Origin of the sequence: Ensifer sp. B1-9, assembly GCF_050474445.1 — a bacterium.
Classification (GTDB): Bacteria; Pseudomonadota; Alphaproteobacteria; order Rhizobiales; family Rhizobiaceae; genus Ensifer.
This window is the reverse complement of record NZ_JBCHVG010000003.1, coordinates 394625-421529: the sequence shown is the minus strand read 5'-3', so window position 1 is coordinate 421529 and position 26905 is coordinate 394625. Positions and strand designations below refer to the sequence as shown.

The 26905-nt window shown below is 62.7% G+C and carries 23 protein-coding genes; 10 read left to right on the top strand and 13 right to left on the bottom strand.

Features of this window, described 5'->3' with window-relative positions; all coding sequences use genetic code 11:
* Positions 1–72 precede the first annotated feature (72 nt).
* Positions 73–1776, bottom strand: a complete 1704-nt coding sequence (locus tag ACQ5BM_RS07695; RefSeq protein ID WP_429809763.1) for an amidohydrolase — start codon at positions 1774–1776, stop codon at positions 73–75.
* 415 nt (positions 1777–2191) lie between these two features.
* Positions 2192–2602, bottom strand: coding sequence for a hypothetical protein (locus tag ACQ5BM_RS07690; RefSeq protein WP_173518918.1), 411 nt, complete (start codon positions 2600–2602; stop codon positions 2192–2194).
* A 360-nt stretch (positions 2603–2962) separates the two neighbouring features.
* On the opposite strand from ACQ5BM_RS07690, the gene ACQ5BM_RS07685 reads away from it, so the two are divergent.
* The 5 genes from ACQ5BM_RS07685 to ACQ5BM_RS07665 all read left to right on the top strand — a co-directional run bounded on the left by ACQ5BM_RS07685 (position 2963) and on the right by ACQ5BM_RS07665 (position 7584).
* On the top strand, positions 2963–3643 hold the full coding sequence (locus ACQ5BM_RS07685; protein ID WP_429809847.1) for an RNA polymerase sigma factor: 681 nt from the start codon (positions 2963–2965) through the stop codon (positions 3641–3643).
* Positions 3644–3731: 88 nt separating this feature from the next.
* Complete coding sequence (locus tag ACQ5BM_RS07680) at positions 3732–4253, top strand: DUF4142 domain-containing protein (protein WP_429809761.1); 522 nt, start codon at positions 3732–3734, stop codon at positions 4251–4253.
* An 8-nt stretch (positions 4254–4261) separates the two neighbouring features.
* Positions 4262–4576 (top strand): cupredoxin domain-containing protein, encoded by a 315-nt coding sequence (locus ACQ5BM_RS07675; protein WP_429809759.1) that lies wholly within the window; start codon positions 4262–4264, stop codon positions 4574–4576.
* A 130-nt stretch (positions 4577–4706) separates the two neighbouring features.
* Positions 4707–5729 carry an LLM class flavin-dependent oxidoreductase gene (locus ACQ5BM_RS07670; RefSeq protein WP_429809757.1) on the top strand — a complete coding sequence of 341 codons (1023 nt, stop codon included), beginning with the start codon at positions 4707–4709 and terminating at the stop codon, positions 5727–5729.
* Between the two features lie 124 nt (positions 5730–5853).
* Positions 5854–7584: an adenylate/guanylate cyclase domain-containing protein gene (locus tag ACQ5BM_RS07665; RefSeq protein ID WP_429809755.1), complete on the top strand. Its 1731-nt coding sequence runs from the start codon at positions 5854–5856 to the stop codon at positions 7582–7584.
* Positions 7585–7764: 180 nt separating this feature from the next.
* Here the strand turns inward: ACQ5BM_RS07665 and ACQ5BM_RS07660 are convergent, their stop codons facing one another.
* The 5 genes from ACQ5BM_RS07660 to ACQ5BM_RS07640 form a co-directional block, all read right to left on the bottom strand.
* On the bottom strand, positions 7765–8094 hold the full coding sequence (locus ACQ5BM_RS07660) for a hypothetical protein (protein WP_429809753.1): 330 nt from the start codon (positions 8092–8094) through the stop codon (positions 7765–7767).
* A 123-nt stretch (positions 8095–8217) separates the two neighbouring features.
* Positions 8218–8988, bottom strand: a complete 771-nt coding sequence (locus ACQ5BM_RS07655; protein WP_429809751.1) for an ABC transporter ATP-binding protein — start codon at positions 8986–8988, stop codon at positions 8218–8220.
* 9 nt (positions 8989–8997) lie between these two features.
* Positions 8998–9978, bottom strand: a complete 981-nt coding sequence (locus ACQ5BM_RS07650; protein WP_429809749.1) for an ABC transporter substrate-binding protein — start codon at positions 9976–9978, stop codon at positions 8998–9000.
* Between the two features lie 38 nt (positions 9979–10016).
* Positions 10017–10877 (bottom strand): ABC transporter permease, encoded by an 861-nt coding sequence (locus ACQ5BM_RS07645; RefSeq protein WP_429809747.1) that lies wholly within the window; start codon positions 10875–10877, stop codon positions 10017–10019.
* A 9-nt stretch (positions 10878–10886) separates the two neighbouring features.
* A complete protein-coding gene (locus ACQ5BM_RS07640) occupies positions 10887–12239 on the bottom strand; it encodes an LLM class flavin-dependent oxidoreductase (RefSeq protein WP_429809745.1) in 1353 nt (450 codons plus the stop codon).
* Between the two features lie 502 nt (positions 12240–12741).
* Between ACQ5BM_RS07640 and ACQ5BM_RS07635 the strand changes: the two genes are divergently transcribed.
* The 3 genes from ACQ5BM_RS07635 (at position 12742) to ACQ5BM_RS07625 (ending at position 14946) form a co-directional block, all read left to right on the top strand.
* A complete protein-coding gene (locus ACQ5BM_RS07635; protein WP_429809743.1) occupies positions 12742–14103 on the top strand; it encodes a dicarboxylate/amino acid:cation symporter in 1362 nt (453 codons plus the stop codon).
* A gap of 108 nt (positions 14104–14211) precedes the next feature.
* Complete coding sequence (locus ACQ5BM_RS07630) at positions 14212–14466, top strand: hypothetical protein (protein WP_429809741.1); 255 nt, start codon at positions 14212–14214, stop codon at positions 14464–14466.
* 12 nt (positions 14467–14478) lie between these two features.
* Positions 14479–14946, top strand: a complete 468-nt coding sequence (locus ACQ5BM_RS07625; RefSeq protein WP_429809739.1) for an SRPBCC family protein — start codon at positions 14479–14481, stop codon at positions 14944–14946.
* A 132-nt stretch (positions 14947–15078) separates the two neighbouring features.
* Here the strand turns inward: ACQ5BM_RS07625 and ACQ5BM_RS07620 are convergent, their stop codons facing one another.
* From ACQ5BM_RS07620 to ACQ5BM_RS07595, 6 genes are all read right to left on the bottom strand, one after another.
* Positions 15079–16095, bottom strand: a complete 1017-nt coding sequence (locus tag ACQ5BM_RS07620) for an ABC transporter ATP-binding protein (RefSeq protein WP_429809737.1) — start codon at positions 16093–16095, stop codon at positions 15079–15081.
* On the bottom strand, positions 16092–17087 hold the full coding sequence (locus ACQ5BM_RS07615) for an ABC transporter ATP-binding protein (RefSeq protein ID WP_429809735.1): 996 nt from the start codon (positions 17085–17087) through the stop codon (positions 16092–16094). The genes ACQ5BM_RS07620 and ACQ5BM_RS07615 overlap by 4 nt, the downstream gene beginning before the upstream one ends.
* The gene (locus ACQ5BM_RS07610) at positions 17080–17988 is read right to left on the bottom strand and encodes an ABC transporter permease (protein ID WP_334197833.1); all 909 of its coding nucleotides are present in this window, start codon (positions 17986–17988) and stop codon (positions 17080–17082) included. Before ACQ5BM_RS07610 ends, ACQ5BM_RS07615 begins: the two co-directional genes overlap by 8 nt.
* Positions 17979–18914 carry an ABC transporter permease gene (locus tag ACQ5BM_RS07605; RefSeq protein WP_429809733.1) on the bottom strand — a complete coding sequence of 312 codons (936 nt, stop codon included), beginning with the start codon at positions 18912–18914 and terminating at the stop codon, positions 17979–17981. Before ACQ5BM_RS07605 ends, ACQ5BM_RS07610 begins: the two co-directional genes overlap by 10 nt.
* Positions 18915–18926: 12 nt before the next feature.
* Positions 18927–20504 carry a nickel ABC transporter substrate-binding protein gene (locus tag ACQ5BM_RS07600; protein ID WP_429809732.1) on the bottom strand — a complete coding sequence of 526 codons (1578 nt, stop codon included), beginning with the start codon at positions 20502–20504 and terminating at the stop codon, positions 18927–18929.
* A 914-nt stretch (positions 20505–21418) separates the two neighbouring features.
* Positions 21419–22021, bottom strand: coding sequence for a TetR/AcrR family transcriptional regulator (locus tag ACQ5BM_RS07595; RefSeq protein ID WP_429809730.1), 603 nt, complete (start codon positions 22019–22021; stop codon positions 21419–21421).
* 449 nt (positions 22022–22470) lie between these two features.
* On the opposite strand from ACQ5BM_RS07595, the gene ACQ5BM_RS07590 reads away from it, so the two are divergent.
* Positions 22471–25614, top strand: a complete 3144-nt coding sequence (locus tag ACQ5BM_RS07590) for an efflux RND transporter permease subunit (RefSeq protein ID WP_429809728.1) — start codon at positions 22471–22473, stop codon at positions 25612–25614.
* Positions 25615–25629: 15 nt separating this feature from the next.
* A complete protein-coding gene (locus ACQ5BM_RS07585; protein WP_429809726.1) occupies positions 25630–26781 on the top strand; it encodes an efflux RND transporter periplasmic adaptor subunit in 1152 nt (383 codons plus the stop codon).
* The last annotated feature ends 124 nt before the right edge of the window (positions 26782–26905 follow it).

Below are 26905 nucleotides of genomic sequence, written 5' to 3'. Positions count from 1 at the left end.
GCCCGCCGAAAATGAAAGCGCGATCGCCTTGGCTCACAAGGCGACCGGCAATACTAGTGAGCTCTCTTCGACTTACGGCTGGCGATAGACCTCGTTTCCGGCGAGATAGGTCGCCTCGACCTTGCGTTCCCGGATGGAACGATCAAGCGGATCCGGCAGCGTGCCGTCGATCACGACGAAATCCGCCCACTTGCCGACGCTGATCGAGCCGATCTGGTTGCCCCAGGGTGTCATGTCCGCACCCGCTTGCGTCAACCCGTGCAGCGCCTGGTCGAAGCTCACCGCTTGCTCGGGATGCCAGGGTCCATCGCCAAGGCCGAACGGGCTTTCGCGGAAGACGGCGTCGTTGATCTGGGTCAGCGGGCTCAAAGGCGAGGTCGGCCAGTCTGAGCCGAACACCAGCGGCACGCCGGCATCGAGCATCGAATGCCAGACATAGGCCCGCGGCTCGCGTTCGGTACCGATGCGTTCGGTGATGTATTTGCCGATCGTGCCGGTTGCATGGTTCGGCTGCATCGAGGCGACGACGCCGAGTTCTTTGAAGCGCTGAATGTCCTTGGTTTCGACCACCTCGATATGTTCGATGCGGTTCGGTTGCGGCCGCGGAACGGACGCCTCCGCAAACGCATCCAGCACGAGACTGACGCCGCCGTCGCCGATCGCATGCACCGCCGTCGGGAAGCCGTTTTCGTTGGAAGCCTTGATCGCGGCGGCAAGCTGCTCCTTGGTTTCGAAAGGTTTGCCCTTCCAGCCGTGCTGGTCGGAATAGTCCTCATGCATATAGGCCGTGCGCGTCGAGAGCACGCCGTCGATCACCGACTTGGTGTAGCCGAGCTTGAGCAGCGGTCCTTTCGTTTCCTGCTCGCCGGAATCCGCGGCGACCTTATCGACCTCGTCGCGATCCTTCACGGCGGCGGCGATCTTCTTCGGGTCGCCCTCGAAGAAGCCGTACCAGACGCGAAGCGGCATCTTCTTCTCAGCGAGGATCGCCGCATAGTCGTGCACGGCGGCAAGGTCGGACATGTCGTTGACGCCGGTGATCCCCAGGCTGTTGGCGAACTTCATCGTCTGCAGCAGTGCCTCGCGCCGTTCGCTATCGCTGGCGACCGGGCGGTGCTTCTCGACAAGATCACCGGCCTTTTCGAGCAGGATACCACTCGGTTCGCCCTTGTCGTTCAACAGCACCTGCCCGCCCTCTTCGACTTTCGACGTTGCCGTCACGCCGCCGACTTCAAGCGCCTTGGAATTGACCCATACGGAGTGGAAATCGATATCGCGCAGCACGACGACGCGATCCGGCACCACCGCGTCGAGATCCTCCTTGGTCGGCAACTTGCCTTCGCCAAGCGTGTAGTCCCATCCGCCGCCCATCAGCCAGACGCCCTTGGGCAGGCGTCGATCGGCCTCCTTGATCTTTTCGAGCCAGGTCTTTTTGTCCGGGATGTAGGAGAGGTCGACGCCGGTCACCATGTCCATGCCGGATGTGAGATGCGTATGGCCGTCGATGAAGCCCGGCGTGACGGTCTTGCCACCGGCATCGATCACCTTGGTCCCGGCACCGGCGAGCGCCTTGATCTCGTCATTGCTGCCGATCGCGCTGAATTTGCCGTTCTCGACGGCGAAGGCCTGCGCCTTGGCTTTGCTTTCATCGACCGTGCGCACGTCGCCATTCAGCACGATCAGATCGGGCGCTGCCCAAACCGGCTGCGCTGCGCAAACCATGATCGCCAGGACCGAGGTCGCGCTCAGCGCCCGGGTTGTTGCTGCCAATGTCATGAAATCCTCCTCCCGCGACTGCATCCCTCCAAGCCCCGGCGAGCCGCGCGACACCGGCGTGGGTGGATGATGCTGCAAGTCGGGAAGGTAGCGATATACTCCCTCGGGCTAGGGTTGCCCGTCGTCCATGCTCACGGATGCCTCCATCGAAGCGTCGAGGCATCACGGCAAAGCCCGTTGCGCCGGGTCGAAGCTGAGGTGAGGCCGCCAATCCGCGCGCACCTTAAGAAGCGGCACGATCACGCTACCTCGCTGCGAGCGCGGAGCCCAGCGACCGGAATTGGCCATGGCTGGTCGCCATGATTCACCGCAGCCTATCTCCCGGCGATCAAGTCCTGTCGCCGGGCATCAAGGACGGGAGGTGAGGGAAGCTTCCGACTGGCGCCCTGGCTTCCCTGAGTGAGGCCGATCTGGCTCAGCTAAAGAGCGCCTTCAGTCGCGGCCAGAGGCCGATGGCTGAGCGAACCCGCCGGGCCGCATAGGCAGCACGTACCGAGCTGCCGAAATTGCAGTCGCAGACGATGTCGTGCAATTGGTGGTCCGATATTTCGAAGAACCGTTTTGCTTCGCCATAGCTGTCATCGGCAAGTCCTGCGAGCCGCAATTGCGGATCTTCGAATGCAACGGTCATGGGGGAACCGTTGACCTGCATGGCCTGCCGAACGGCAGCGGTCGCACGTTCGGTACCGGAAAGCGTGCCCAATCGGCGATCGGGATTGCTCTCCAAGAGTTCGGCCCAACGTTGAAGCCGTTCCGTTCTCGTCATCACGGGATCGGGACGGATTTCGGCGAGCGCTTGCAATTGTTCAATCGATTGATGCTTCATAGTCGTCTCTCCTGGTCCGAAGATGCGACCTCAGTGCGCGCCCCTCCACACAGAGATCGCCGCTCCACCAACTCGCCAGCAGGAACCACAGTTCCCTCCTCGATAAAAAAAAGACCGCTGATGCGTACCCCCGCGCGAAACCGAGCCCGGCCTCCAACTATCACTGGCGAAGATGCCCGGATTTTCCCCTCCACGCAGGCAAAATCACGCGACCGCGCGTACCGGAAATCGCAGACTGGTTTTCTGTTCCGGTCGCCCTTGGCAAGGGGTATTCTTTCCGCCGATCGATCGGGAACGATTTTGCCGGATCCGCATCAAACGTTGGTTTGGAGGTGGATGATGAAGGATGTTCTCTTGCAAATGCCACGGCTCGCGGCTCAGGCCGATCACTTGACGGACCACGATCTCGTCCAGCGCGCGCTCGCCAATGATCCCGAGGCGTTCCGCACCATCATGCGTCGGCACAATCAACGGCTCTTCCGCATCGCGCGTTCGGTCGTGCGCAACGACAGCATCGCCGAGGATGTGGTGCAGGAGGCCTACCTTCGCGCCTTCGAGCACCTTGAAACTTTCCGTGGTGACGCCAGTCTCACCACCTGGCTTCACCGCGTGGTCCTCAATGAGGCGCTCGGACGCTTGCGCAAGTCGTCCACGCGACATGAGGTTCCCCTGGCAACCGAACAGGCGAGCGCCGACATCGTGCCGTTTCCAAATGCGGCAGGTTCGGACGATCCGGAGCGAGCCCTCGCCCAGCGGCAAATTCTGCGTCTGGTGGAAGAAGCGATGGACGCCTTGCCGGAAGCGTTTCGCCTGGTCTTCACCGCGCGCGTCATAGAAGCGATGAGCGTCGAGGAAACCGCCGCCCTGCTGGACCTCAAGCCGGAGACGGTCAGAAGCCGCCTGCACCGGGCCCGCCAGCTCCTGCGCCAACATATCGACCGCAAGATCGGACCCGTGCTGATGAATGCCTTTCCCTTTGCCGGTCGCCGCTGCGAACGGCTGACGGCAGCCGTCATGAGCCGGCTCGGGCTCGTCGGATAATTTCTCGGGAACCTTCGTCGATAGCGCGCATCCAATGGGTGTCATCCACAGAAACCGGCGGCAACGCGCCGCCGGAGAGGAGTTCCCGATGTATGCCCGCCTGACCTCAGCCCTCGCCCTCGCCTGCCTCATCAGTGGCTCCAGCCTTGCGGCAGGGAGCAAGATCACCGATCCCCAGATTGCCCATATCGCCTATACCGCCGGCGTCATCGACATCGAGGCGGCCAAACAGGCCCTGAAGATTTCGAAGGACAAGGAGGTGCTCGCCTTCGCCAACGACATGCTGCGCGACCACGAGGCCGTAAACAAACAGGCGCTCGATCTCGTGAAGAAACTGAAGGTGAAGCCCGAGGACAATGACACCAGCCGCTCGCTGACGAAGGCAGCCACGCAGGAGCGCGAAAAGCTGGCGAAGCTTAGCGGCGCCGACTTCGACAAGGCCTATGTCGCCAACGAGGTTGCCTACCACAAGCAGGTCAACGGCGCGCTCGAAACCCTATTGATCCCGTCTGCGAAGAATGCCGAGCTGAAGGATCTGCTGGAGACCGGCCTCAAGCTGTTTCAGGGCCATCAGCAACATGCCGAGCACGTCGCGGCCATGATGAAGTAGGCCGCGTCATGATCTCGAAGCTGAGGCTTGGTGCCATTGGGGGTCTGACCCTGATGCTGGCCGGATCGCCGGTGCGGGCCGAAACCATCCGGGTCACGATTGAAAAACTCGTCTTTTCGCCCGCCGAGATCAGCGCCGCCGTGGGCGACGTGATCGAGTGGCAGAACAAGGACGTCATGGCGCATACGGCAACGGCCAAGGGTGATTTCGACATCGTGATACCACCCGGAAAAACGGCGACACTTGCCGTCACCAAGGCCGGCACCTTCGACTATTACTGCCGCTTTCACCCGAACATGAAGGCGCGACTGCAAGTGCGATAAAACCGGAAGGACCCTGTGCCTTAGAGGGCAGGGTCCACTCTGTTCACGGCGAAGTCACCGACCGCCGTCTGTATCCAAAACCGGAATCGTGTCATGAAGCGGTCGGTTTCATTCGACAGGCGGCACGACCATGAAGAAGATCGGTTTTCTTTCCTTCGGACACTGGACACCTTCGCCCCAGTCGCAGACGCGATCCGCGGCCGACGCTTTGCTGCAGTCGATCGATCTCGCCGTTGCGGCCGAGGAACTGGGCGCGGACGGCGCCTATTTTCGTGTCCATCATTTCGCCCGCCAGCTCGCCTCGCCGTTCCCGCTCCTGGCGGCGGTCGGCGCCAAGACCAGCCGGATCGAGATCGGCACTGCCGTCATCGACATGCGCTACGAGAACCCGCTGTACATGGCCGAGGATGCCGGATCGGCCGACCTCATCGCCGGCGGACGCCTGCAGCTCGGCATCAGCCGCGGCTCGCCGGAACAGGTGATCGATGGCTGGCGCCATTTCGGCTACCAGCCGGCCGAGGGCGAAACCGAAAGCGACATGGCGAGACGGCACGCGGAAGTGCTGCTCGACATTCTGCGTGGCGAAGGCTTCGCTGCGCCCAACCCGCGGCCGATGTTTCCCAATCCTCCCGGCCTGCTGCGCATCGAACCTCACTCCGCCGGTCTCAGAGAGCGCATTTGGTGGGGCGCCAGCTCCAACGCCACCGCCGTCTGGGCCGCCAAGCTCGGCATGAACCTGCAAAGTTCGACGCTGAAGGACGACGAGACCGGCCTGCCCTTCCATGTCCAGCAGGCCGACCAGATCCGGGCCTACCGGGAGGCGTGGAAGGCCGCCGGCCATACGCGCGAGCCGCGCGTCTCGGTCAGTCGTAGCATCTTCGCACTGGTGGACGAGCGCGACCGCGCCTATTTCGGGCACGGCAATCAGCACGAGGACAAGATCGGCTTCATCGACGACAAGACGCGGGCGATCTTTGGGCGCAGCTACGCGGCCGAACCGGACGTTCTCATCGAGCAACTGGCAAGGGACGAAGCGATTGCCGAGGCCGACACGCTGCTCCTGACCGTCCCGAACCAGCTCGGCGTCGACTACAACGCCCATGTGATCGAGGCGATCCTGAAGCACGTCGCGCCGGCCCTCGGCTGGCGATAAAGGCGGGCAACCCGCCGCGGCGGAACTCCGGTTGCCGTTGACCGGACCCATAAGCATTCCCTGATAGACATTTCCGGCGGACGTCCTACAATTCCGTGCATCCCATTTTGCGGAAGCGCGCGACATGGCTGAAGAACGCGCTCAACGGCGTCTCGCCGCAATCGTGGCTGCCGATGTTGTCGGTTACGGCCGCCTCGTCGAACTGGACGAAGGTGGTACGCTTGCAGCGTTGAAAGAACGCCGCAAGCAGATCCTCGATCCCCTCGTCCGCGAACACAATGGCCGCATCGTCAAGACGATGGGCGATGGCGTGCTGGTGGAGTTTGCCAGCGCCGTGAATGCGGTCACCTGTGCGATCGACATTCAGAAGGGCATGGCAGTTGCCAATCAGGGGCTTGCCGACGACCGCCGAATTCTCCTGCGCATCGGCATCAACCTCGGTGATGTCGTCGTCGAAAGCGGCGATCTCTATGGAGACGGCGTTATCGTCGCCGCGCGGCTTCAGACCATGGCCGGTCCCGGCGAAATCTATGTCTCCGGCAACATATACGACCAGGTGAGGCGACGCCTCTTTTGCGATTTCGATGCGCTTGGCCCCCACGCGATCAAGAACATTGTCGAGCCGGTATCTCTCTATCGCATCGGTACGGCGACCTTGAACCAAGGCAGCGACGCCAGGGCGTCCTTGCCGTTGCCCATCAAACCATCCATCGCCGTCCTTCCCTTCACCAATATGAGCAACGAGCCGGAGCAAGAGGTCTTCGTCGACGGCTTGACCGAAGACCTGATCACCGATCTCTCCAGGGCCGGCGGGCTGTTCGTCATCGCCAGCAATTCGGTTTTTGCCTACAAGGGCCGGCATGAGGATGTGCGCCGCATCGCGCGCGAACTCGGCGTTCGCTATGTTCTGGAAGGCAGCGTCCGACGGGCGGCGGGCCGCGTTCGCATCAACGCCCAATTAATCGATGCCCTGGAGGGCGATCATCTGTGGGCGGAGAGGTTCGACCGCAGCCTGGAGGATATATTCGCCGTTCAGGACGAGGTGACGAGCAGGATCGTCGAAGCCCTGGTCGGGCGCCTCACCGACGCGCCGGCCCGCAACCGCCCATCGAACCTGAAAGCCTACGACTATTGCGTGCGAGCGCGCTCGCTCGGCCTGCAAACAGCAGGGGCAGCAAGGGAAGCGATCTTTCTTCTCCAGCGGGCACTCGCACTCGATCCCGACTATGCGGAGGCGCATCGACTGCTGGCGCTGAACCTCTGGCTGAGCTGGGAGTTCTGGGATCAGCCGATCGTTCCCTACCGGCAGCGCTCCGTCGACGAAGCGCAAAAGGCGGTAGCGCTCGACCCCAACGACGCCGGGAACCGCTGGGTCCTCGGCATCATTCTCGGTCACGAGCGCCGTTGGGAGGAATCCGACGCCGAGTTCGACCTCGCCCTGACGCTTGATCCCAACCATGCCGATGCCTGGGCGATGCGCTCCGACCTCATCGTCCTTTGCGGTCGACCGGCGCAGGCGATCGAGCATGTTCACAAGGCGCTACGCCTCAACCCGCACCCACCGGGCTGGTACTATTGGATGCTTGGTCAGGCTCAATATGGCATTCGGGATTACGAGGCCGCTATCCAAACCTTGCGCCACCCTGCGACCTACCGGGCGACATCACGCCGCCTGCTCGCTGCCAGCCTGGCGCGGCTTGGTCGCCTGGACGAAGCGCGGACGGAAGCGCAATTGTTCTTGATGAACAATCCGAACTTCACGATCGCGCAATGGGCCGCCTCTCAACCGTTCCGGGACGAGAAGATGCTGCAGCACTTCGTGGAAGGCTACCGCCTGCTGGACCTGCCCGAATAGGGCACACCGACCGACAGACGCGCGAGATCGCTATCTCACGCGTCGCCTCTACAGCGCCGTGCGTCTTATCAGACGCGCAAAGGCCGCTGTAGGACTTTGATTTGCTGCATGTCCTCCTTAAATCGAGGTCGATTTAAGGAGGACATGCAGTAGGCACTGTCGGTTGGCTCCGCCGCCGGCTTAAGGAACCTGTGGCGGATGCGCGACACCGAGATAGTAGTCGCCCTCGTGGGCGCCCTGGTACTCACCCGTGTAGCGCTGGCGGGCATCGCCCAAAGTCCGTGCAGGTGGGCGATAGACGTAACCTGGCGCCGGAGCCGCATAGATACTGCCGGTCGGCGTCGGATCGACATATACCGCCCCTGGCGCCGGCGCCACATAGACCGGTGCAGGCGCGGGTTCGACGTAATACGGACCCGACATCACCCTATACTGGGCCAGCACCGGCCCGGCCGCCCCACTTAGGGCAATGACGATTGCGGCGAATGACATTCTCTTGGAAATTCTCATAGCGTTACTCCTGTCTCGACTCGGCATCCGGCCCTGCACAGGAGGCCCAGCAGGCTGCGCCTCCTGTCGGATGCGGCCTTGAAGGGGGTAACGCTTGATCGCTGCAACCGTTCCGCTAAAGCCTCAATGCAGACCGAAGAGGTGGAGCAATTCTTCGCGATGACGGACAAATTCGGGTGCGCTGCGATCGCGTGGTCGCGGCAAGCCGATCTCGATCAGCCTGGGCTCACCGCCCTTCTCGCGCGGCAGGATCAGGATACGATCGGCGAGATAGATCGCCTCCTCGAGGTCGTGCGTGACGAGAACGGTCGTTACGTCCTCGTCACGCCATATCCGCGCCAGTTCCTGCTGCATGCCGATCTTGGTCATCGCGTCGAGCGCACCGAGCGGCTCGTCGAGCAGAAGGATTTCAGGCTGGACCGCGAGCGCGCGGGCAATGCCGACGCGCTGCGCCATGCCGCCGGAGAGCTGCCGGGGATAGGCGCCTTCGAACTGCTGCAGGCCGACGAGCTGGACGTAGCGCCGTGCCCGCTCCCTCGCCGCACCGCGGGAAAGCCCCTGCGTCTCCAGCCCAAAGCCGACATTGTCCAGCACGGTCAGCCAGGGCAAAAGCCGCGGCTCCTGGAATATCACCGCACGGTCGGTGCCGACGCCTCTCGTTCGCTTGCCGTCGATCAGCACCTCGCCGGCATCCGGGTCCTCGAGCCCCGCCAGTACCCGCAGCAGGGTCGTCTTGCCCGAGCCGCTGGCACCGACAATCGCAAGTGTCTCACCGGACCGGATGTTGAGGCTGATATCCCTAAGGACAGGCAGTGGCGTGCCGTTCAGGCGATAGGATTTGGAGAGGTGGCGGATTGCCACCTCTCCACGACGAAGGTTCTGGGAAGCGCTCATAGCCGTTCCTCAGTTGCTGACCGGAGCGTCGACGGCGAAGAGCACATCCTTGGGCGCCAGTTGGCCTTCCTTGAGCTTGCCTTCACGTACCAGAACGTCGATCCAGAACTGGACGTCGCGCTCGACGGGCAGGCCGCCCGCGCGCACCCCGTAACCGCGGAAATACTGGGCGATCTCAGGGTTTTCGCCGCGCGCCTGCAAAGCCTTTGCCAGGATCGCCTTGGTTTCCTCCGGATGTTCGCGCGCGTAATCGAGCGCACGGGCCGACTGAAGAACGAAAGTCTTTGCGGCCTCGGGATGCGCCTTGATGAAATCCCGGCGCAGCACCACGAAGCCGCCGGCAATTTCCCCGAGCACGTCGGTGTCGTCGAAGATCGCCCGCAGGCCGCCGTTCTTGCGCGCTGCGCCCTCGAAGGTCGTCTGCCAATAGCCGAAAGCGGAAATGTCCACCTGGCGGGAGCGCAGCACCTGCTCGAGCTGCGGACCAGGCACGACCACCTGGTTGGCGGCGTCCGTCGGCAGGCCGACCGAATGCAAGGCCTCGCGGATCGTATAGTCGAGATGCGCGCCAAGCGTGTTCACCGCAATGCTCTTGCCGGCGATATCCTTGATGCTCTTGATCGGGCTGTCTTCCAGCACGTAGAAGATCGACTGCACCTCGTCATTGATGCCGTTCGACGGGTAGGCGGCGACGAAATCGTTACCGCTGATGATCGAGTTCAAGACGGCCGACGTTGCCGCGCTGCCGATCTCGACATCACCCGAGGCCAATGCAATCAGCGATGCCGGACCACCGGTGGCGTAGCCGACATTCTCGAGCGTGATCCCGGTGCCATCGAAGTAGCCAAGTTCCTGGGCGAGTTCATGGGCAGACAGTCCGCCCTGGCTCGCGAGGTAGCGCAGCTTCACCGCGTCAGCGGCAGCCGCCGGTGCGGCCAGGCCGAGGGAGAGTAAGGCAGACAGAAGAAGATTGCGGGGATGGAAAGTCATCGCTTTGTCCTTTCAAAGGAGAGAATGGGAGGTGACGATCAGGCGTTGGGCTGTGACCAGCGGCAGAGGTTGCGCTGGGCGAGAACGAGCAGTGCGTTGGCGGCGAGACCGAGCAGGGCGAGCAGCAGGATCGCCGCGAACATCAGCGGGATTTGGAAGTTGTATTGGGCGTTCATGACCTGGAAGCCGATGCCCTTGTTTGCGCCAATCATCTCGGCGGCGATCAAGAGCAGAAGCGCCGTGGTGGCCGAGAGGCGCAGGCCGACGAAGATCGCCGGCACCGAGGCCGGCAGCACGACGCGACGGAAGACGGTGAGCGGCCCGGCACCGTAGGTCCGTGCCATCTCGATGAGCTTGTTGTCGACTTCTTTGACGCCGCCGGTGGTGGAAAGGAGGATCGGAAACAACGTGGCCCAGAAGATCACGAATACCTTCGAGGTCTCGCCGAGGCCGAGCAGCAGGATGAAGACCGGGTAGAGCGCCAGGGCTGAAGTCTGGCGGAAGAGCTGCAGGATGGGGTCGAGCGCCTGCTCGACGAGGCGAACCTGCCCCATGAACAATCCGAGCGGGATACCGACCGCAACCGCGGCCGCGAAGGCGATGCCCGATCGCTGCAGGCTGATGGCGATATCGTCCAGCAGCGCGCCGCTGGCAAGACCGCTCCAGAGCGCGGACAGGATCACGTCGAGAGGCGGAAAGACCGCCGGATTGACCCAGCCGACTGTGCTTGAGAGTTGCCAGAAGGCGAGAAAGCCGAGCACCAGGCCATAACGCGCGACGATCGAGCCAAGCAAGGCGCGCCAGCGCGAGGCAATCGCCGGGATTGCCGTGGAATGCCCCTCAGCGCGGCCGAGCCCAAAGCCTGCCGCAAGCGACGTGTTGACGTGTTCGTAGGACATGATCGCACCTCACTCTGCTGCCTGGACGGCCGTTCGCGCGGCGGCCCAGCGGTTGACGGGAACGGGCAGGCCGAGATTTTCCCGGAGCGTCCTGCCCTCGTAGGCGGTGCGGAAAAGGCCACGGCGCTGCAGTTCCGGGATGACCAGCTCGACGAAATCGTCGAGGGCCGTCGGGAACCAGGGCGGCAGGATATTGAAGCCATCGGCCGCTTCGTTTTCGAACCACTCCTGCAGGGTGTCGGCGACCTGCTCCGCGGTTCCGACGATCGTGTAATGGCCGCGCGCCGAAGCGATCCATTGATAGAGCTGGCGGATGCTGAAGTTGTTTTCGTCGGCGATCTGGCGGATCAGCGCCTGCCGGCTCTTCATGCCCTCGGTCGGCGGTGCCGGCGGCAGCGGCCCATCGAGATCGTAGCCATGCAGATCAAGCGTGCCGCCGGTCAGGCCATTGAGCAGGCCGATGCCGTCCTCCTCGACGATAAGCGAAGTGAGGCGATCATATTTCTCGCGCGCTTCGGCCTCCGTTCTGCCTACGAACGGAGAGACGCCCGGCATGACCAGAATGTGGTCCGGGTTGCGGCCAAGTCCCCGGGCGCGGGCCTTGATGTCACGGTAGAATTCCTGCGCTGTCTCTATGTGCTGGTGGGCGGTGAAGATCACCTCTGCCGTTGCGGCTGCCAGCCCGCGGCCGTCATCGGACTGGCCTGCCTGTACGATCACAGGGTGGCCCTGAGGAGAGCGCGAGATGTTGAGCGGGCCGCGCACTTTGAAATGTTCGCCGCGATGGTCGGTGTCGTGCAGCTTAGTCGGATCGAAGAAGACGCCCGTTTCCTTGTCGCGAATGAAGGCGTCGTCCTCGAAGCTGTCCCAGAGTTTCCTGACCACCTCGACATGCTCGGCGGCGCGCCGATAGCGCTCGGCATGCGGAAGCTGGGTATCGCGATTGAAATTCTGCGCCGTCGGGTCGCCGGTTGTCGTCACCACGTTCCATCCGGCGCGACCGCCGGAGATCAGGTCGAGCGAGGCGAACTTGCGCGCCGTGGTGTAGGGCTCTTCATAGGTCGTCGACGACGTAGCGATGAAGCCGAGATGTGTGGTCAGTGGCGCAAGTGCCGAGAACAGGGTCACGGGCTCGAAGCCCGCCACTCGGGCGTTGCCGCCTTCACGCGCACCGCCGAAGCCGATCGCCAGCCCATCGGCCAGAAAATAGGCGTCGAACAGACCACGTTCTGCCGTCAGCGCCAGTTGCTTGTGAAACTCGAAACTGGTGGCCCCGTCGGCTGGCTGGTCAGGGTGGCGCCAGGCGGCGATATGTTGTCCACCGCCGGGAAGAAATGCTCCAAGCCGGATCTTGCGTGTCATCTCAATCCTCTCCTCTTCTCGCTGCAAATGCGTTGCGCGACCGGATGAAGGATCGCCTGAAGCCAGACCCAGATCTCGGGCACGTCATACAGACAAGTTACATTATCCATTATATTTATAGAGAAAGAGTATTTCCCTCGCGCCGGAAGCAAGTGAAATGATTTTCGACACAGACGCAGAAAGCGGGATCAGTCGCCGCAGCCCCGGGACTGAATGCGCGTCAAAGGAAGTCGGTCGGCGTGACCTTGCTGCGCGAACGAGCCGAGGAATCAGCGGAACGCGCCGCTGCGCAGGCTGCTTGGGCGCGGCTATCGTTGCTGTCCGGGCCTCGGCTACGCACTTGAGCAACCCAGGAAATTTGCCGGAGAAATTATTCCACTCTGAGTGGTTTTCGAGACAAAGAGTTTCTTACCCCGAACCGGACACTCGACTATTTTTCGAGCACGTGCGGCGGCCATGGCCCAAAATTTCGGCCGCCAGCCATCCAATGAGAGTGCAAGACGTGTCGCAAGCAACCACCAAATCCTCACCGAAACCGATTTACGCCTCCTTCGGTTTCCAAGTCCTGGCCGCCATGATCATCGGCCTGCTACTGGGCCTGATCGCCCGCAACATGGGCGTCGATGCCGCCGGTAATGCCAATTGGCTGACCGTTACTCTCCAGACGGTCGGCTCGATCTTCGTCCAGCTCCTTCGCGCGCTCGTGCCGCCGCTCGTCTTCACCGCGATCGTCGCCTCGATTGCCAATCTCGCGACACTGCAGAATGCCGCGAAACTCGTCTGGCAGACGCTGCTCTGGTTCGCGATCACCTCGCTGATTGCCGTTGTCATCGGCATCGCACTCGGCCTGATCCTTCAGCCGGGCGTCGGCTCGGCCGTGTCACAGGAAGCTGCCAAGGCGCCCTCCTACTCCGGCTCCTGGCTAGATTTCCTGAAGGGTCTCGTGCCTGCCAATGTACTCGGCCTCGAGGCCAGCACCAAGATCACCGAAGGTAGCGCGAGCACCTCGCTCAATTTCAATGTGCTGCAAATCCTGGTCGTTTCGATCGCCGTTGGCGCAGCCGCGCTGAAGGTCGGTGACGCCGCCAAGCCGTTCCTTGCCCTCAACCAGTCGCTGCTGGCAGTCGTCCGCAAGATCCTCTGGTGGGTTATCCGCCTGACGCCGATCGGCACGATCGGCCTGCTCGGCCGCGCCGTTGCGCAATACGGCTGGGAAACGCTGGCGCAGCTTGGCTGGTATGCCGCCGCCATCTATATCGGCCTCGCTATCGTGCTCTTTGTCGTCTATCCGGCACTGCTCGTCGGCCACGGCCTGAAGCCTTCGCGCTTCTTTGCCGGCGCCTGGCCGGCCATCCAGCTCGCCTTCGTCTCGCGCTCCTCTGTCGGCACCCTGCCCATCACCGAGACCGTGACCGAAAAGAGCCTTGGCGTGCCGCGCGAATACGCCGCCTTCGCCGTGCCGCTCGGCGCAACCACCAAGATGGACGGCTGCGCCGCGATCTATCCGGCAATCTCGGCGATCTTCATCGCACAGTTCTTCGGCCTGCCGCTCGGGATCCAGGAATATGTGCTGATCGTCTTCGTCTCGGTGCTCGGCTCGGCAGCAACGGCCGGCCTGACCGGCGCGACCGTCATGCTGACATTGACCCTTTCGACACTCGGCCTGCCGCTCGAAGGCGTCGGGTTGCTGCTCGCCATCGACCCGATCCTCGACATGGGCCGTACGGCGGTCAATGTCGCCGGCCAGGCGCTGGTGCCGACAATCGTCTCCAAACGCGAGGGGATTCTCGACGAGACCATCTACAACGGTGACAAGGCCGTCGACGACCTCGAGCCGCTCGCGGCGGCCGCCCGCGCAGCCTAACGCTATTACAGCGCCGCGCGTCTTTTCGGACGCGCAAGGGTCGCTGTACGAATTTGATTTGCTGCATGTCTTTGTCCTTAAATCGGAGTCGATTCAAGGAGACATGCAGTGGGGAAGAACATGCGGGTCACGACCGCCCGCATGTGCCCGCTCGACAAGGTGTACGGCCACCATCGGTCAAGCGACGCCTGCAAGACGTCTGTTGGCAGCGGGCTGCAAATCCCCTTCCGCCGATCCGAGCTTGCACAAGCAAGCCAAGAGGCGGATCTTTTACCGAGACTATTGAATGACTGGCCGGGTCATGTGCGCGGCCTGCGCCTTGCTCAAGCATTGCCGCCGGCGTCCTGCGTCGTCCGGCTCTGAAGAGGACCGGCGATGTCTCTCACCGAATTCCACCTTGTCACCCAATGGGCCATCGATGCGCCGGTGGAGGATGTCTGGCGGGAACTGAGCACGCCGGAGGCCTGGCCCGAATGGTGGCCCTCGGTCAAGCGGGTCTCCCTCCTGCGTGAGGGAGATGAGCACGGCGTCGGCGCGGTTCGTCGCCTGGAATGGGTGACGGCTTTGCCCTATGAACTGGCCTTTGACATGGAGACAGTGAAGGTTGAGCCGCTATCGCTCATCGAAGGCAGGGCCTCCGGAGAATTGGAGGGTATCGGCCGTTGGACGCTCCAAAGCGACGGCCCCCGCTGCCAGGTGCGTTACGACTGGATCGTCAAGATCACCAAACCTTGGATGATCAGGCTTTCGTTCGTCCTGAAACCCGTGTTCCGCTGGAACCACGGCGTGGTGATGGAACGTGGCCGACGCGGCCTCCAGCATCGCCTGGCCGGTAGCGGCTGACAAAAAAGAGCCCCGCGCGATGGCGGGGCAGTCGCGCATCCCCAGCTTTAAGGATGCGAGGGAACTGTGGGTCCGGTAGGGACCGAGGCGCCGCTCTTTGGAGAGCAACGCATCGGCAAGCCTTTCCCGGCTCTATGCGGCCGACACCTCCTGCTGAAGGAGAGCCGATCGCTTACCGCGATGAAGATCCGCCGCGAAGGTGCAGGCCGCCGTATGACCCGGCGAAAGCACACGGGATGGTGGCAGCGCCTTGGCACAATCGTCGACGGCAAGAGGGCAGCGCGTTCGGAACCGGCAGCCGGACGGCGGATTTGTCGGGCTTGGCACCTCCCCGATCATCAGCGGTCCCCTGCGGTTCTTTTCGATCCGGGGATCCACCTCGGGAGCCGAAGCCAGCAGCATCTGCGAATAGGGGTGGCTCGGACGGTCGTAAAGCTCCTGGGACGGCCCATGTTCGACGATCTTGCCGAGATACATGACGTAGACGCGTGAGGCCGCCTGCCGCACCAGCGCAAGATCATGGGCAATGAAAAGACATGCGACGCCGAGATCCTTCTGCAAGCGCAGGAAGAGGTTCATCACCTGCGCCCGGATCGAAAGATCAAGGGCGCTCACGGGCTCGTCGCAGATCAGCACCCGCGGGTTCACGGCGAGCGATCTCGCAATCGCCACGCGCTGGCGCTGACCTCCCGAAAGCTCGCGCGTATGACGGTCCCTGACCGCAGATGCGAGACCCACCTGATCCAGGAGTTCTTTCGTACGACGATCGCGCTCTTCCGGTGACCGGGTGCCGGCGATCACGAGCGCTTCGTCGATCGCCTCGCCCACCGTCTGACGATCGTTGAGCGACGAATAGGGATCCTGAAAGACGTATTGCAGCGCCCGGCGGCTGTCACGCAGGGCAGCTCCGGAGAGGGCGCTGAGATCGACGCCGTCGAGCAGAACGCGGCCACTGCTTGCCTTCTCGAGCCCGACGATGGTGCGCCCGAGGGTCGACTTGCCACAGCCGGATTCACCGACCAAGCCGACGATCTCGCCTGGATAGAGTTCGATCGAGACGTCGTCGACGGCATGCACATATTTGCCCCGCTGAACGCTCTTGAAGCGCGTCTGCAGGTTTTCGACTTTGAGAACGGGGGCTTGTGTCATGCGGCAGCCTTTCCTTGATTGACGACGGGGCAAGCCACGAGAACGGCGCTGTCGTCGGACCGGACCAGCGGCGGGCGGCTGTCGCCGCATGCCTCAACGGCCAGTTCGCAGCGCGGCGCAAGGGCACAGCCCTTGATCGGTGCACCGAGCGTCGGCGGGATGCCGGGAAGCCCCCGGAACTGCGAACCGATCGGGTCCTCCCGCCTCGGGATCGCGTTGATCAGGCCCCGGGTGTAGGGGTGACGCGGGCTCACCAGAACCTTGTCCACCGGACCACATTCTGCGGCGCGCGCGGCATACATGACGACGATGTTGTCGGCCGCGCCCGCCACGACGCCCATGTCGTGGGTAATCAGCACCATCGCCATGTTCAGCCGACGCTGCACGTCCTTCAGCAATCGCAGGATCTGCGCCTGTACCGTGACGTCGAGTGCGGTCGTCGGCTCGTCGGCAATCAACAGCTTCGGTTCGCCGGCAAGCGCAATGGCAATGACGATGCGTTGCCGTAAGCCGCCGGAGAGCTCATGCGGATATTGCCGGAGCCGTGCCATGGGATCGGATATGCCGACGAGCTTCACCAGTTCCAACGCCCGCGCTTCCGCGGCCCTCGGCGTCATCTCCAGATGCAGTTCGGCCATCTCGGCAATCTGCCGCCCGATCCGACGCACCGGGTTGAGGGCGCTCATCGGGTCCTGGAAGATGAAGCCGACGGACTTGCCACGCAGCTTCTGGATCTCTGCTTCGGGCAAGCCGATCAGTTCGCGGCCCTCCAGCTTGACAGAACCGGAGAGCATCGTCGTCACGCCTGTTGGCATCAGGCCGAGCGGTGCGAAGTTCATCACCGTCTTGCCGCTGCCGCTTTCGCCGACGATGGCGAGACACTCACCCTGGCGGACCGAATAGCTGACGCCGTCGACGGGGCGAACCGCCGATTTCGCAGTCAGCAAATTGACGGTCAGATTGCTGACGTTCAGGAGGGGTTCGTCATGCATCGGAATTCTCCTTGCCCCAGCTTGCGACCTCGGCACGACGGATTGCCAGCATGCGCCGGGTGAGCGGTTTCGGAATGCGGTTGAGCGCGATGGATTCCCCAAGCGTGTTGAAGCCGATAACGGCGGCCGTGAGGGCGAGGCCCGGCAGCAGAACCTGGCGCGGGTCGGATTCGAGATAGGGCAGCGCATCCACGAGCATCTGACCCCATTCCGGCGTCGGCGGCTGGATGCCGAGACCGAGGAAGCTCAGCGTCGCGACGGCGAGTGCGGCGGTGCCAGCATCGGCCGTCGCATAGACCATCACCGAGCCGATCGTGCCAGGCAGAAGGTGGCCGAAATAGATGCGCCAGGGGCTGGCGCCCAGTACCCGCAAGGCTTCGATATGCGGCTTGCTCATGATGCTGACGGCAACCGCGCGGCTGATGCGGCCGCTCATCGGCCACCAGGCGAGCGCCAGCGCCAGCACCATCGTCCAGTATCCAGGGCCGACAATGCCGATCACCGCCAGCGAGATGATCAGGCTCGGCACGGATAGGCCGACATCGACGACGCGCATAAGGAGGTCGTCGACCCAGCCGCGATGATAACCGGCGATCGTTCCGAGCAGGATGCCGATGGTCATGGCGACGCCGAGAACGGAACCGACGCTGACGAGCGAGGTGTTTGCGGCGATGATCAAGCGGCTGAAGGTATCGCGTCCGAGGTGATCGGTTCCGAGCCAGTGGGCGGCGGACGGGCCAAGTCCAGCGTCCAGCAGGTTCTGAGTGCTCGGATCCTGGGGTGCAAGCCAGGGCGCGAAGGTTCCCAGAGCAACGAAGAGGCCGATGGTGATCAGCGCCGCGCGCGGCATTTTGTTCAACCGGGCCAGAATGGGATTGAGCATGTTCATGGTCAGCTCCATTGGCGGCGGATGCGCGGATCGGTCAGCAGGACTGCCAGATCGACGACCAGGTTCACCACGATGAAGAAAGTGAGAAAGATGAGCAGGCACGCCTGCACCACCATGAAATCACGGAAGCGTACGCCAGCGAGGAAGTAGTCCCCCACGCCCTGCCAGGCGAACAACGGCTCGACGATGATTGCCGTCGCGGTCATCAAGCCGACCTGGGTGCCGAGCGCGTTGATGAAGATCGGCGTGATGTTGGGCAACGCTTCGCGGAATAATATGGCGGTGCGACCGAGACCCTTGCTCTTTGCGGTCAGAACGAAGGGGCTGGTCATCGCCTCTTCCAGGCCCACCCGCACAACGCGACTGAGTACGGCCGCTGGCAAGACCGCGATAGTGAGCCAAGGCAGGATCCAGCTTTTCGGACCCTCGAAACCGAACGAGGGCAGGAGCTGCAAGGTGACGGAAAAGGCGTAGATCATCAGAGCGCCGACGAAGAACGTCGGTGTGGACGCGCCAAGGAGCGCCAGACCGCGCGAGACGCGGTCCGGCAGTCTGTAGGGCCAGAAGGCACCGAGAAATCCCAGAGCCATGCTGATGAGGGTGGCGATCACGGCCGAACCCGCAATCAGCGTTCCGGTCACGAGCATCCGGTTTGCGAGATCCGCACTGACGTCCTGACCGGTTCTATAGGAGATACCGAAATCTCCGCGAACAGCGTCACCAAGCCAATCCACGTAGCGCATCAGCAGTGGCTTGTTCAGTCCAATCTCTTCCTCAACCTGTTCAACGTAACCAGGCGTGGCGACGGCTCCCCGCAGTTCGGCAATCAGGACGGCAACATTGCCGGGTGCCGACACGACGAGTGTGAAGCAAACCAGGGACGCCATGAACAAAAGGACCAGGGAGTGCTTCAGCCGCTTGCTGATGAAGTGGATCAAGGCACCCTCCCGCTATTCGGCCAATACGATGTTTTCATAAGGCATGTCATATTCGGTGACCGGACTGCCAAAGCCCTGGACTCGCTTGGAATGCGCCCAGATGCTCGGCACGTAGACCAGCGGCGCAATCGCGTCATTGTCCCTGAGCCAGTCAAAGACCTTCTGAATGGTCGGCTGGATCTGGTCGCCGGTCGCAGCCATCGCCGCATTGATCAACGGGTCCAGGTTGGTCGGATCGGTGACCAGCTTGCCCTCGACGTCATTCTTGAAAGTCGACAGGCACAGCCCGACAATCGAGCCGAACGGATCGTAAGGCGCGCCATAGGTCAGGAAGAAGCCGAGATCGTACTTCTGCTCCAGCATGTCGGTGTGTTTGGAGGCATGGTCGACCGAGCGGATCACCAGGTCGATGCCGATCTCCTTCATCTCCGACTGGATGACTTCGGCGATCACGCGCGATCCCGGCACCGCATCCGGGCTGACGACCAGTTCGAGCGTCAGCGGTTTGCCGTTCTTCGATCGGATGGGGTTTCCCGTCCAGCCGGCCTTTTCGAGCAGCGCCGATGCAGCCGCGACGTCGCGGACGGGCGCATCATATTGCGTCCCGGCATAGGGCAGAGCGGCGGAGAACATGTTGCCGGCGGGCTTGGCGTAGCCGTGGTAGAGCACCTTGGAGATCGCCGCGCGGTCGATGCCCATGCTGACGGCCTTGCGCACCTGCGGGTCCTTGAGCGCCTCGGCACGGTCGGGGTTGAACGCCATCACCAGCGTGACGTTGCCCGGATCGACAACGACGTTGAAGCCGGCTGACTCGAGTTGCTTGCCCTCCTCTGGGGTCAATGGCGCGATCCAGAAACCGCCGATGAGATCGATCTCGCCGGCACGCAACGCCGCAACCCGCGACCGCGCATCGGGGATGACCTTGGCCTCGAGACGCTCATAAGTCGGCTTGTCGCCCCAATAGCCGTCATAGTGTTCGAAGACACTCTGGGCGTCGTCGGCGCTAATCTGGACCCACGGTCCCGTTCCGACCGGATCCTTGAACTTGCCGTCGGCGCCAACCGATTTGGGCGAAAGGAAGCGCGTCGGTCGCGTGTAGGAAAGCTCCTGCATCAGCGCGAGGACCGGCTCCTTGAAATGCAGGGTGATGTGGTAGTCGTCGACAACGTCCAGCGACTGGAAGTGCTTGGAGCAATTCATCCAGCTGAACTGGTCGAGACCCATCCAGCGCTCGAGGTTCCACTTGCACGCGGCGGCATCGAACTTGGTGCCGTCCTGGAACGTCACACCTTGGCGCAACGTCAGATGCAGCGTCTTGCCGCCGTCCTCGATCTTCCAGTCGGTTGCAAGGCACGGCTCGATCTGGCCACCCTTGCCATATTTCACGAGCGGTTCGAACATCAGGTCCTGGATCGCCCAGATGGCGTAGTGGCTCTGCGGATCGAGGTTGCCGGCGGGCTTGGCGATGGCGACCCGGAGCGTGCCGGCCGCTCCCTGCGCATAGGCGATCTTCGACAAAGCACCCTGCGCGATGGCCAAACCGATAGCGCCGGCCGCCCCTTGCAGGAACGTACGTCTCTTCACTGACATGGATTTTCTCCTCCTTTTTGGCGCTCCTCGCGCCGTCGACACAATCGGCCTCCACACCGTTTTGTATAGACAAAAAGACTCTCTCATGTATGCAATCTGGCGTCAATATCGTATTTTATATTGAAGACACGTTTGAACATTGAGTGAAAATTCGCCGATTACGATGGCCCGAAATGGCTACGAAAGTGCCATCTCCCGACGCTTGCCGAAGCAAGACCTCGGCAATGCTGCGGGTACGAAGCGGCCAAATCGACCCTGATCAGCAAAAGATGCCCGAAGGGGACTGCCCTACAATTGCATACAATGTGAGAACGACCGCTTCGTTCACCGGCAAGCTCGCGCGAGATTGAACGGGCCGAGCAAGCTGGCGCCTCAACTGCCCCAACCAGCCATTGCCTGAAATATCCCCACGAAGCCGTCGCCCATGTCGCGCAAGGCACGCGCTGCGAAAAGGAATGTTACCGGATGACCCGCGGCACCAATCTGGTCTCTCCGACCTTTGGTCGCTTGCATCGGCGTCATGGCTTTCGCCGATCGCTGCCTGAAGTCGCGATATGATGCAGCGGAGTGTCGGTTGTCACTACTGCATGTCTCCTAAATCGACCTCGATTTACCAACGGAAACATGCAGAAAATCAAAATTCTACAGTGACCTTTGCGCGTCTGGTCCGATGCGCGGCGCTGTAGCCGCCGGCATTCGGCAGCAGTTGCCGAGTGTCGGGGATAGAGCGTCCCAACGGGCCACCCCGGAGGAGCGCGGTCAGGCACAAGTCTCCCGTCTCAATATCGTGATCATCGGAAGACAGCAGCAGTTTGTGCGGCTGACCTTTCCTGCATAAACTGCAGCGCCGGCGCACCGCTTGTTGTCGCGAGTTCGATCATGGCCGACTGAAATCTCCGCAGCGGCCTCACCACCTATTCCAAAGCAGCGCGGCTCCCGGCAAAGGACAGAATCGCCGCGTCGGCGATCTCCGCAAAGCGGGCGCTTGGCCCTTCGGCGCCGCTGCTTTGCTGAGCGGCGCGCGCGCCCTCGATCAAAAGCAGCAGCGTGTCGCAAAGCAGGTCCGCATCGGCGATGCCGGCCCTGCGGCAAAGCCCCACGACACGGTCACGCTGCGCATCCTTGAACATCCGGATGACCGAGCGCCCGGGATGATCCTCGTCCGTAAGCTGGACGGCGGCGTTCATCAATTCGCAGTGGCAATTGTCGTCACCGAGATGCTCGGCAATCCGCCGGACCCAGGCCCTGAGCTGTTCCATCCCGTCGCCGGGATACGCGTCTTCCAGTTCGCGCCAGAAGTGGTCCATCTCCATTCCCGCGTGGCGGAGGCATTCGACGATCAACTCGTCTTTCGAATTGAAGTGGCGGTAGAGTGTCATCTTGTTGCTGCCGGCGGCATCGGCGATCGCATCGACGCCGGTCCCGCGAATGCCGTGCCGGCGGAAGAGGTCACGCGCAGCCGCGACGATACGATCGCGTGGCGAACGACGTGATGGCTTGCAGGTATCCGTTGTCATCGCACTGGCCCGGCGTGGTCGGCGGGGAAAATCTTGCCCCTTGACGCCCTGGCATTGGTCGATAACATGCAGCGATGTTACCGACCAGTAACATTTTCGCCAGCGCGGCACGTCGAGGAATGGCCGCTTGCCGCAAAGGCCCTTTCAGAGACGGCGGTAACCGAAAATAATTCTAGCGCAGTGTCGGCGGGCGCGGTCGTCAGACGTCTTCTATCCAGAGCGCACACCGAAGAGACTTTTAAAATTCGATAACGCTCGTGATTTGGGTCGATCCGGCCCATCATGATCTCGTGCTGGAGCCTGACAATGCGCATGCTGGATGGGCTTAAGGCTGGAAAATACGTCGCTGACCTGATGGTCTGCGTGGCAGGCGCGCGCGTGACCGGTTTCAAAACGTTCCGACTTGCCGCCCGACGGGCTGGCGGCGCTCCAAAAGGATCGATCCTGCCATGATCGACTTCTTCATTCACCGGCCGATCTTCGCATCGGCGATAGCGATCATCATGACGCTCGCTGGCGGCATCTGCTATTTCCTGCTGCCGATCTCGCAGTTTCCCGACGTGACGCCGCCGCAGATCGTCGTCGCCGCCAATTATCCGGGTGCCAGCGCCCAGGTGGTTGCCGACACGGTGACGACGCCGCTCGAACAGCAGATCAACGGCGTGCCGGGCATGCTCTACATGACCTCGACGAGTTCGAACGACGGTTCGTCGCGGATCATCATCTCATTCGAGGTGGGCTATCCGATCGACGTCGCGGCGCTCGACGTGCAGAACCGCGTCTCGCAGGCGGCATCCTCGCTTCCCGCGCTCGTCAACCAGACCGGCGTCACCATCGCCAAGCAGATCCCCAATTTCACCGTGCTGGTGAGCCTGGATTCGCCGGACAATTCGGTCGATTTCGCCTCGGTCAGCAACTACGCCTACCTGCAGATACTCGATCCACTGAAGCGCCTGCCCGGCATCGGCGACGTCCAGCTTTTCGGCGAGCGCCGTTATTCGATGCGCGTCTGGCTCGATCCCGACCGCATGGCCAATCTCGGCATCACTGCCGTCGACGTCCAGAACGTCATCGCCGAGCAGAACATCCAGGTCGCGGGCGGCAAGGTCGGGCAATCGCCGGCGCCAGCCGGCACGCCTTTCGAGATGCAGATCAATGCGCTCGGCCGGTTGAGCGACCCCTCGCAGTTCGGCGATATCGTGCTGCGGGCCGACCAGACGACCGGGGCGACGACCAGGCTGCGCGATGTGGCGCGCATCGAACTCGGGGCACTGCTCTATTCGTCCTCCGTCACCTTCAACGGCAAGGAGAGCGTGGTGCTTGCCGTGTTCCAGGCGCCGGGTTCCAACGCGCTCGATCTGCAGAGCCGCGTGCAGGCGAAAATGGACGAGCTTTCGCAGCGCTTCCCCGCAGGCATCGCCTATCACATGTTCTACGACACCACGCGGTTCGTCTCGGCGGCGATGAAGGACGTCGTCTTCACGCTGCTCGAGGCCCTGGCCCTCGTCGTTTTCGTCGTCTTCCTCTTCCTGCAGAGCCTGCGCACCACGATCATCCCGACGATCGCCATTCCAGTCTCGCTGATCGCGACCCTCGTCGTCATGTATCTGCTGGGCTTCTCGCTGAACATGCTGAGCCTGCTCGGCATGGTGCTCGCCATCGGCCTCGTGGTGGATGATGCGATCGTCGTCGTCGAAAACGTCGAAAGGCAGTTGGAGTCCGGCCTGCCGCCGCTTGCCGCCACACGCAAGGCCATGCAGGAGGTGACGGGTCCGATCATCGCGACGACGGCCGTGCTTCTCGCCGTCTTTGTGCCGGTTGCCTTCATTCCGGGCGTCGCCGGTAGCCTTTACAATCAGTTCGCCTTGACGGTCGCGATTTCGGTGGCTTTCTCCGCCTTCAATTCGCTGACCCTCAGCCCGGCGTTGAGCGCCGCCTTTTTGCGCTATCGCGGCGAACCGCGCTTTGCACCGTTCCGCTGGTTCAACACCGGCTTCCATGCGTTGTCGCACGGCTATGCGCGCAGCGTCGCCGGGCTCGTGCGCTGGCATTGGGCACTGTTTGCCCTCTTCCTGCTGGCGATCGGCTCCACCTACGCGCTATGGCAGCGCACCCCGTCGACCTTCCTGCCGGTCGAGGACCAGGGCTATTTCTTCGTGGTCATCCAGCTTCCGGATGGCGCCTCGCTCGAACGCACCGAGGCCGTCGCGCAGCGATCCGAGGAAATCCTCCGCGGCACCGCAGGCGTCGATTTCGTCGGTTCCGTCGTCGGCTTCAATTTCCTGTCCTTCGCCGCCCAATCGAACTCCGCCGTGCAATTCGCCGTGCTGAAACCATGGGACGAGCGGCCGCCGGAACAGGGCGCCTCGGCGCTCCGCCAGGCCGTGCAGCCGCAGCTCCTGCAGATCCCGGACGCCCTCGTGCTCGCCTTCGATCCGCCATCGATCCAGGGCCTTGGCGCTACGGGCGGTTTCGAATTTCAGGTGGAGGACCTGGGCGGACGCAGCGCCCAAGCGCTGAACGACGCAACGCAGGCACTGATTGCCGAGGCGCGCAAGCAGCCCGAGATCAACCCCTATCAGCTCTTCACCACCTTCAGCACGTCGAGCCCGCAATTCGACTATGACCTCGACCGCGACAAGGCAAAGCTCCTCGGGCTCACTTTGCCTGATATCTTCAACACGCTGCAGATCTATTTCGGCTCGCTCTATGTCAACGACTTCAACCTCTTCGGCCGCACGTTCCGCGTGACGCTGCAGGCCGACCAGGCCGCCCGGGCTTCGGCCACGGATCTTTCGCGCCTTTATGTGCGCAACACCCGGGGTGAAATGGTGCCGCTCAACACGCTTGGGACCTTCAGGCCGACGGTCGGCCCCGAGACCGTCACCCACTACAACAACTACCCGTCGGCGCTGATCAACGGTGCGGCAGCGCCCGGCTTCAGCTCTAGCCAGGCAGTGGCGGCAATGGAGCGCGTTGCCCGTACGACGCTGCCGCGGGACTACACATTCGAGTGGACCGGCATTACCTATCAGGAGATCCGGGCAGGCTCGATCGCCGCGCTCGTCTTTGCGCTCGCACTCGTCTTCTGCTTCCTGATCCTGGCCGCCCAGTATGAAAGCTGGTCGATGCCGTTCATGGTGCTGCTTTCGGTGCCGCTCGCGCTCCTGGGCGCGCTTTCGGCGCTGTGGCTGCGCGGAATGCAGATCGACGTCTATTCGCAGATCGGTTTCGTGATGCTGGTAGGACTTGCTGCCAAGAATGCCATCCTGATCGTCGAATTCGCCCGTCGCCGGCGCGAGGAAGGGCTGGATGTGGTCGCCGCGGCTGCGGAAGCAGCGCGCCTGCGCCTACGGCCGATCCTGATGACGGCCTTCGCCTTCATCCTCGGCGTGCTGCCGCTGATGTACGCCAGGGGCGCGGGGGCCGCCAGCCGCCAGTCGATCGGCACCACGGTCTTCGGCGGTATGCTGGCGGCGACCATTCTCACACTCATTTTCGTCCCGGTCTTCTACGCGGTCATCGAGCAATGGCGGGAGGGGGTCTCGTCAAAGCCCGTGGGTGCGAGCCAAGAGCCGGAGGCGGCGGAATAGGAATTGGAGCCTGAGATGCGTGGTTCGAAACTGGTCCTTGCCGCAGCGGTCGTGAGTGCCGCCCTCGTCGCGGCCTATCATTACAAGAACGGGGGCTTTGAGATCAAAGGCGGCGATGCCGGCGCAGCGGTGGGGCCGCCGCAGCAGGCGATGCCCGTTCCCGTCGCGTCGGTCGTCAAAAAGACGGTCCCGATCTATTTCGACTATTCAGCGCGCACCGAGGCGATCCGCAACGTGACGCTTCGCGCCAAAATCACCGGCTATATCGAGTCACAGGCGGTACCTGACGGCGCGGACGTCAAGCAAGGCGACCTTCTCTACCGGATCGACGCCCGCGATTACCGCGCGCAACTCGATCAGGCAAAGGCCCAGGTCGAACGCGATGAGGCATCGCTTGCCTACCTTCGTTCCAATCTCACGCGCGGCAACGAGCTCGCGACCACAGGCTATCTCGACAAAGACAGTTTCGACCAGCGCCAGAGTGCCGTGCATCAGGCGGAGGCGGCGCTCGCCATGTCGCGGGCGGCGGTTCGCACCGCGGAGATCAACCTCGATTACACCGAGATCCACGCTCCCTTCGCCGGCCGCCTGGGCCGCAACCAGGCACCGGAGGGTACGCTGGTCAGCAACACGACCGGAACTCCGCTCAACAACCTGGTGCAGCTTTCGCCGATCTACGTCTCGTTCAACCCGAGCGAATCCGAGCTCGCCGACATCCAGCAGGCTCGGACGAAAGGCAAGGTGGAGGCCGAAGTGCTTCTGCCCGGCGATACCGAGCCGCGCTATCGCGGCGACCTCAGCTTCATCAACAACTCGGTCGAGGGCAATACCGGGACGGTCGTGGCGCGCGTGACGATCGACAACACGGACCTGACCCTGCTCCCAGGCCAATATGTCCGCGTGCGGCTAAAGATCAGGGATGAGCAGAACGTGCTGATGGTGCCGGAAACGGCGCTCGGTTCGAGCCAGCTCGGCAAATACGTCTATGTCGTCGGCAAGGGCGACACGGTCGAACAGCGGCTGGTCTCCCTTGGCCCGACGAGCGGCAGCCTCATCGGCCTGACGTCGGGGGTTTCGGAGGGCGATCGGGTGATCGCCGGAAACCTGCAGAAGATCTTCCCCGGCGCTCCGGTCAAGCCGATGCCTGCGGAGCAGGCGCAGAAGTAGCGTTCCCTCCACGACCTGCGGGAGCCGGTGCCGGTATTTCGCCGAGCGCTACAATGCCGACGAAGGCCGTCATACCTACAGCGCCGCGCGTCTTATCAGACGCGCAAAGGTCGCTGTAGCACTT

Bases quoted from the DNA above. Each gene is read 5' to 3' on its own strand.
- ACQ5BM_RS07695 (WP_429809763.1), bottom strand. From the start codon at position 1,776: ATGACATTGGCAGCAACAACCCGGGCGCTGAGCGCGACCTCGGTCCTG.
- ACQ5BM_RS07690 (WP_173518918.1), bottom strand. From the start codon at position 2,602: ATGAAGCATCAATCGATTGAACAATTGCAAGCGCTCGCCGAAATCCGT.
- ACQ5BM_RS07685 (WP_429809847.1), top strand. From the start codon at position 2,963: ATGCCACGGCTCGCGGCTCAGGCCGATCACTTGACGGACCACGATCTC.
- ACQ5BM_RS07680 (WP_429809761.1), top strand. From the start codon at position 3,732: ATGTATGCCCGCCTGACCTCAGCCCTCGCCCTCGCCTGCCTCATCAGT.
- ACQ5BM_RS07675 (WP_429809759.1), top strand. From the start codon at position 4,262: ATGATCTCGAAGCTGAGGCTTGGTGCCATTGGGGGTCTGACCCTGATG.
- ACQ5BM_RS07670 (WP_429809757.1), top strand. From the start codon at position 4,707: ATGAAGAAGATCGGTTTTCTTTCCTTCGGACACTGGACACCTTCGCCC.
- ACQ5BM_RS07665 (WP_429809755.1), top strand. From the start codon at position 5,854: ATGGCTGAAGAACGCGCTCAACGGCGTCTCGCCGCAATCGTGGCTGCC.
- ACQ5BM_RS07660 (WP_429809753.1), bottom strand. From the start codon at position 8,094: ATGAGAATTTCCAAGAGAATGTCATTCGCCGCAATCGTCATTGCCCTA.
- ACQ5BM_RS07655 (WP_429809751.1), bottom strand. From the start codon at position 8,988: ATGAGCGCTTCCCAGAACCTTCGTCGTGGAGAGGTGGCAATCCGCCAC.
- ACQ5BM_RS07650 (WP_429809749.1), bottom strand. From the start codon at position 9,978: ATGACTTTCCATCCCCGCAATCTTCTTCTGTCTGCCTTACTCTCCCTC.
- ACQ5BM_RS07645 (WP_429809747.1), bottom strand. From the start codon at position 10,877: ATGTCCTACGAACACGTCAACACGTCGCTTGCGGCAGGCTTTGGGCTC.
- ACQ5BM_RS07640 (WP_429809745.1), bottom strand. From the start codon at position 12,239: ATGACACGCAAGATCCGGCTTGGAGCATTTCTTCCCGGCGGTGGACAA.
- ACQ5BM_RS07625 (WP_429809739.1), top strand. From the start codon at position 14,479: ATGTCTCTCACCGAATTCCACCTTGTCACCCAATGGGCCATCGATGCG.
- ACQ5BM_RS07620 (WP_429809737.1), bottom strand. From the start codon at position 16,095: ATGACACAAGCCCCCGTTCTCAAAGTCGAAAACCTGCAGACGCGCTTC.
- ACQ5BM_RS07615 (WP_429809735.1), bottom strand. From the start codon at position 17,087: ATGCATGACGAACCCCTCCTGAACGTCAGCAATCTGACCGTCAATTTG.
- ACQ5BM_RS07610 (WP_334197833.1), bottom strand. From the start codon at position 17,988: ATGGAGCTGACCATGAACATGCTCAATCCCATTCTGGCCCGGTTGAAC.
- ACQ5BM_RS07600 (WP_429809732.1), bottom strand. From the start codon at position 20,504: ATGTCAGTGAAGAGACGTACGTTCCTGCAAGGGGCGGCCGGCGCTATC.
- ACQ5BM_RS07595 (WP_429809730.1), bottom strand. From the start codon at position 22,021: ATGACAACGGATACCTGCAAGCCATCACGTCGTTCGCCACGCGATCGT.
- ACQ5BM_RS07590 (WP_429809728.1), top strand. From the start codon at position 22,471: ATGATCGACTTCTTCATTCACCGGCCGATCTTCGCATCGGCGATAGCG.
- ACQ5BM_RS07585 (WP_429809726.1), top strand. From the start codon at position 25,630: ATGCGTGGTTCGAAACTGGTCCTTGCCGCAGCGGTCGTGAGTGCCGCC.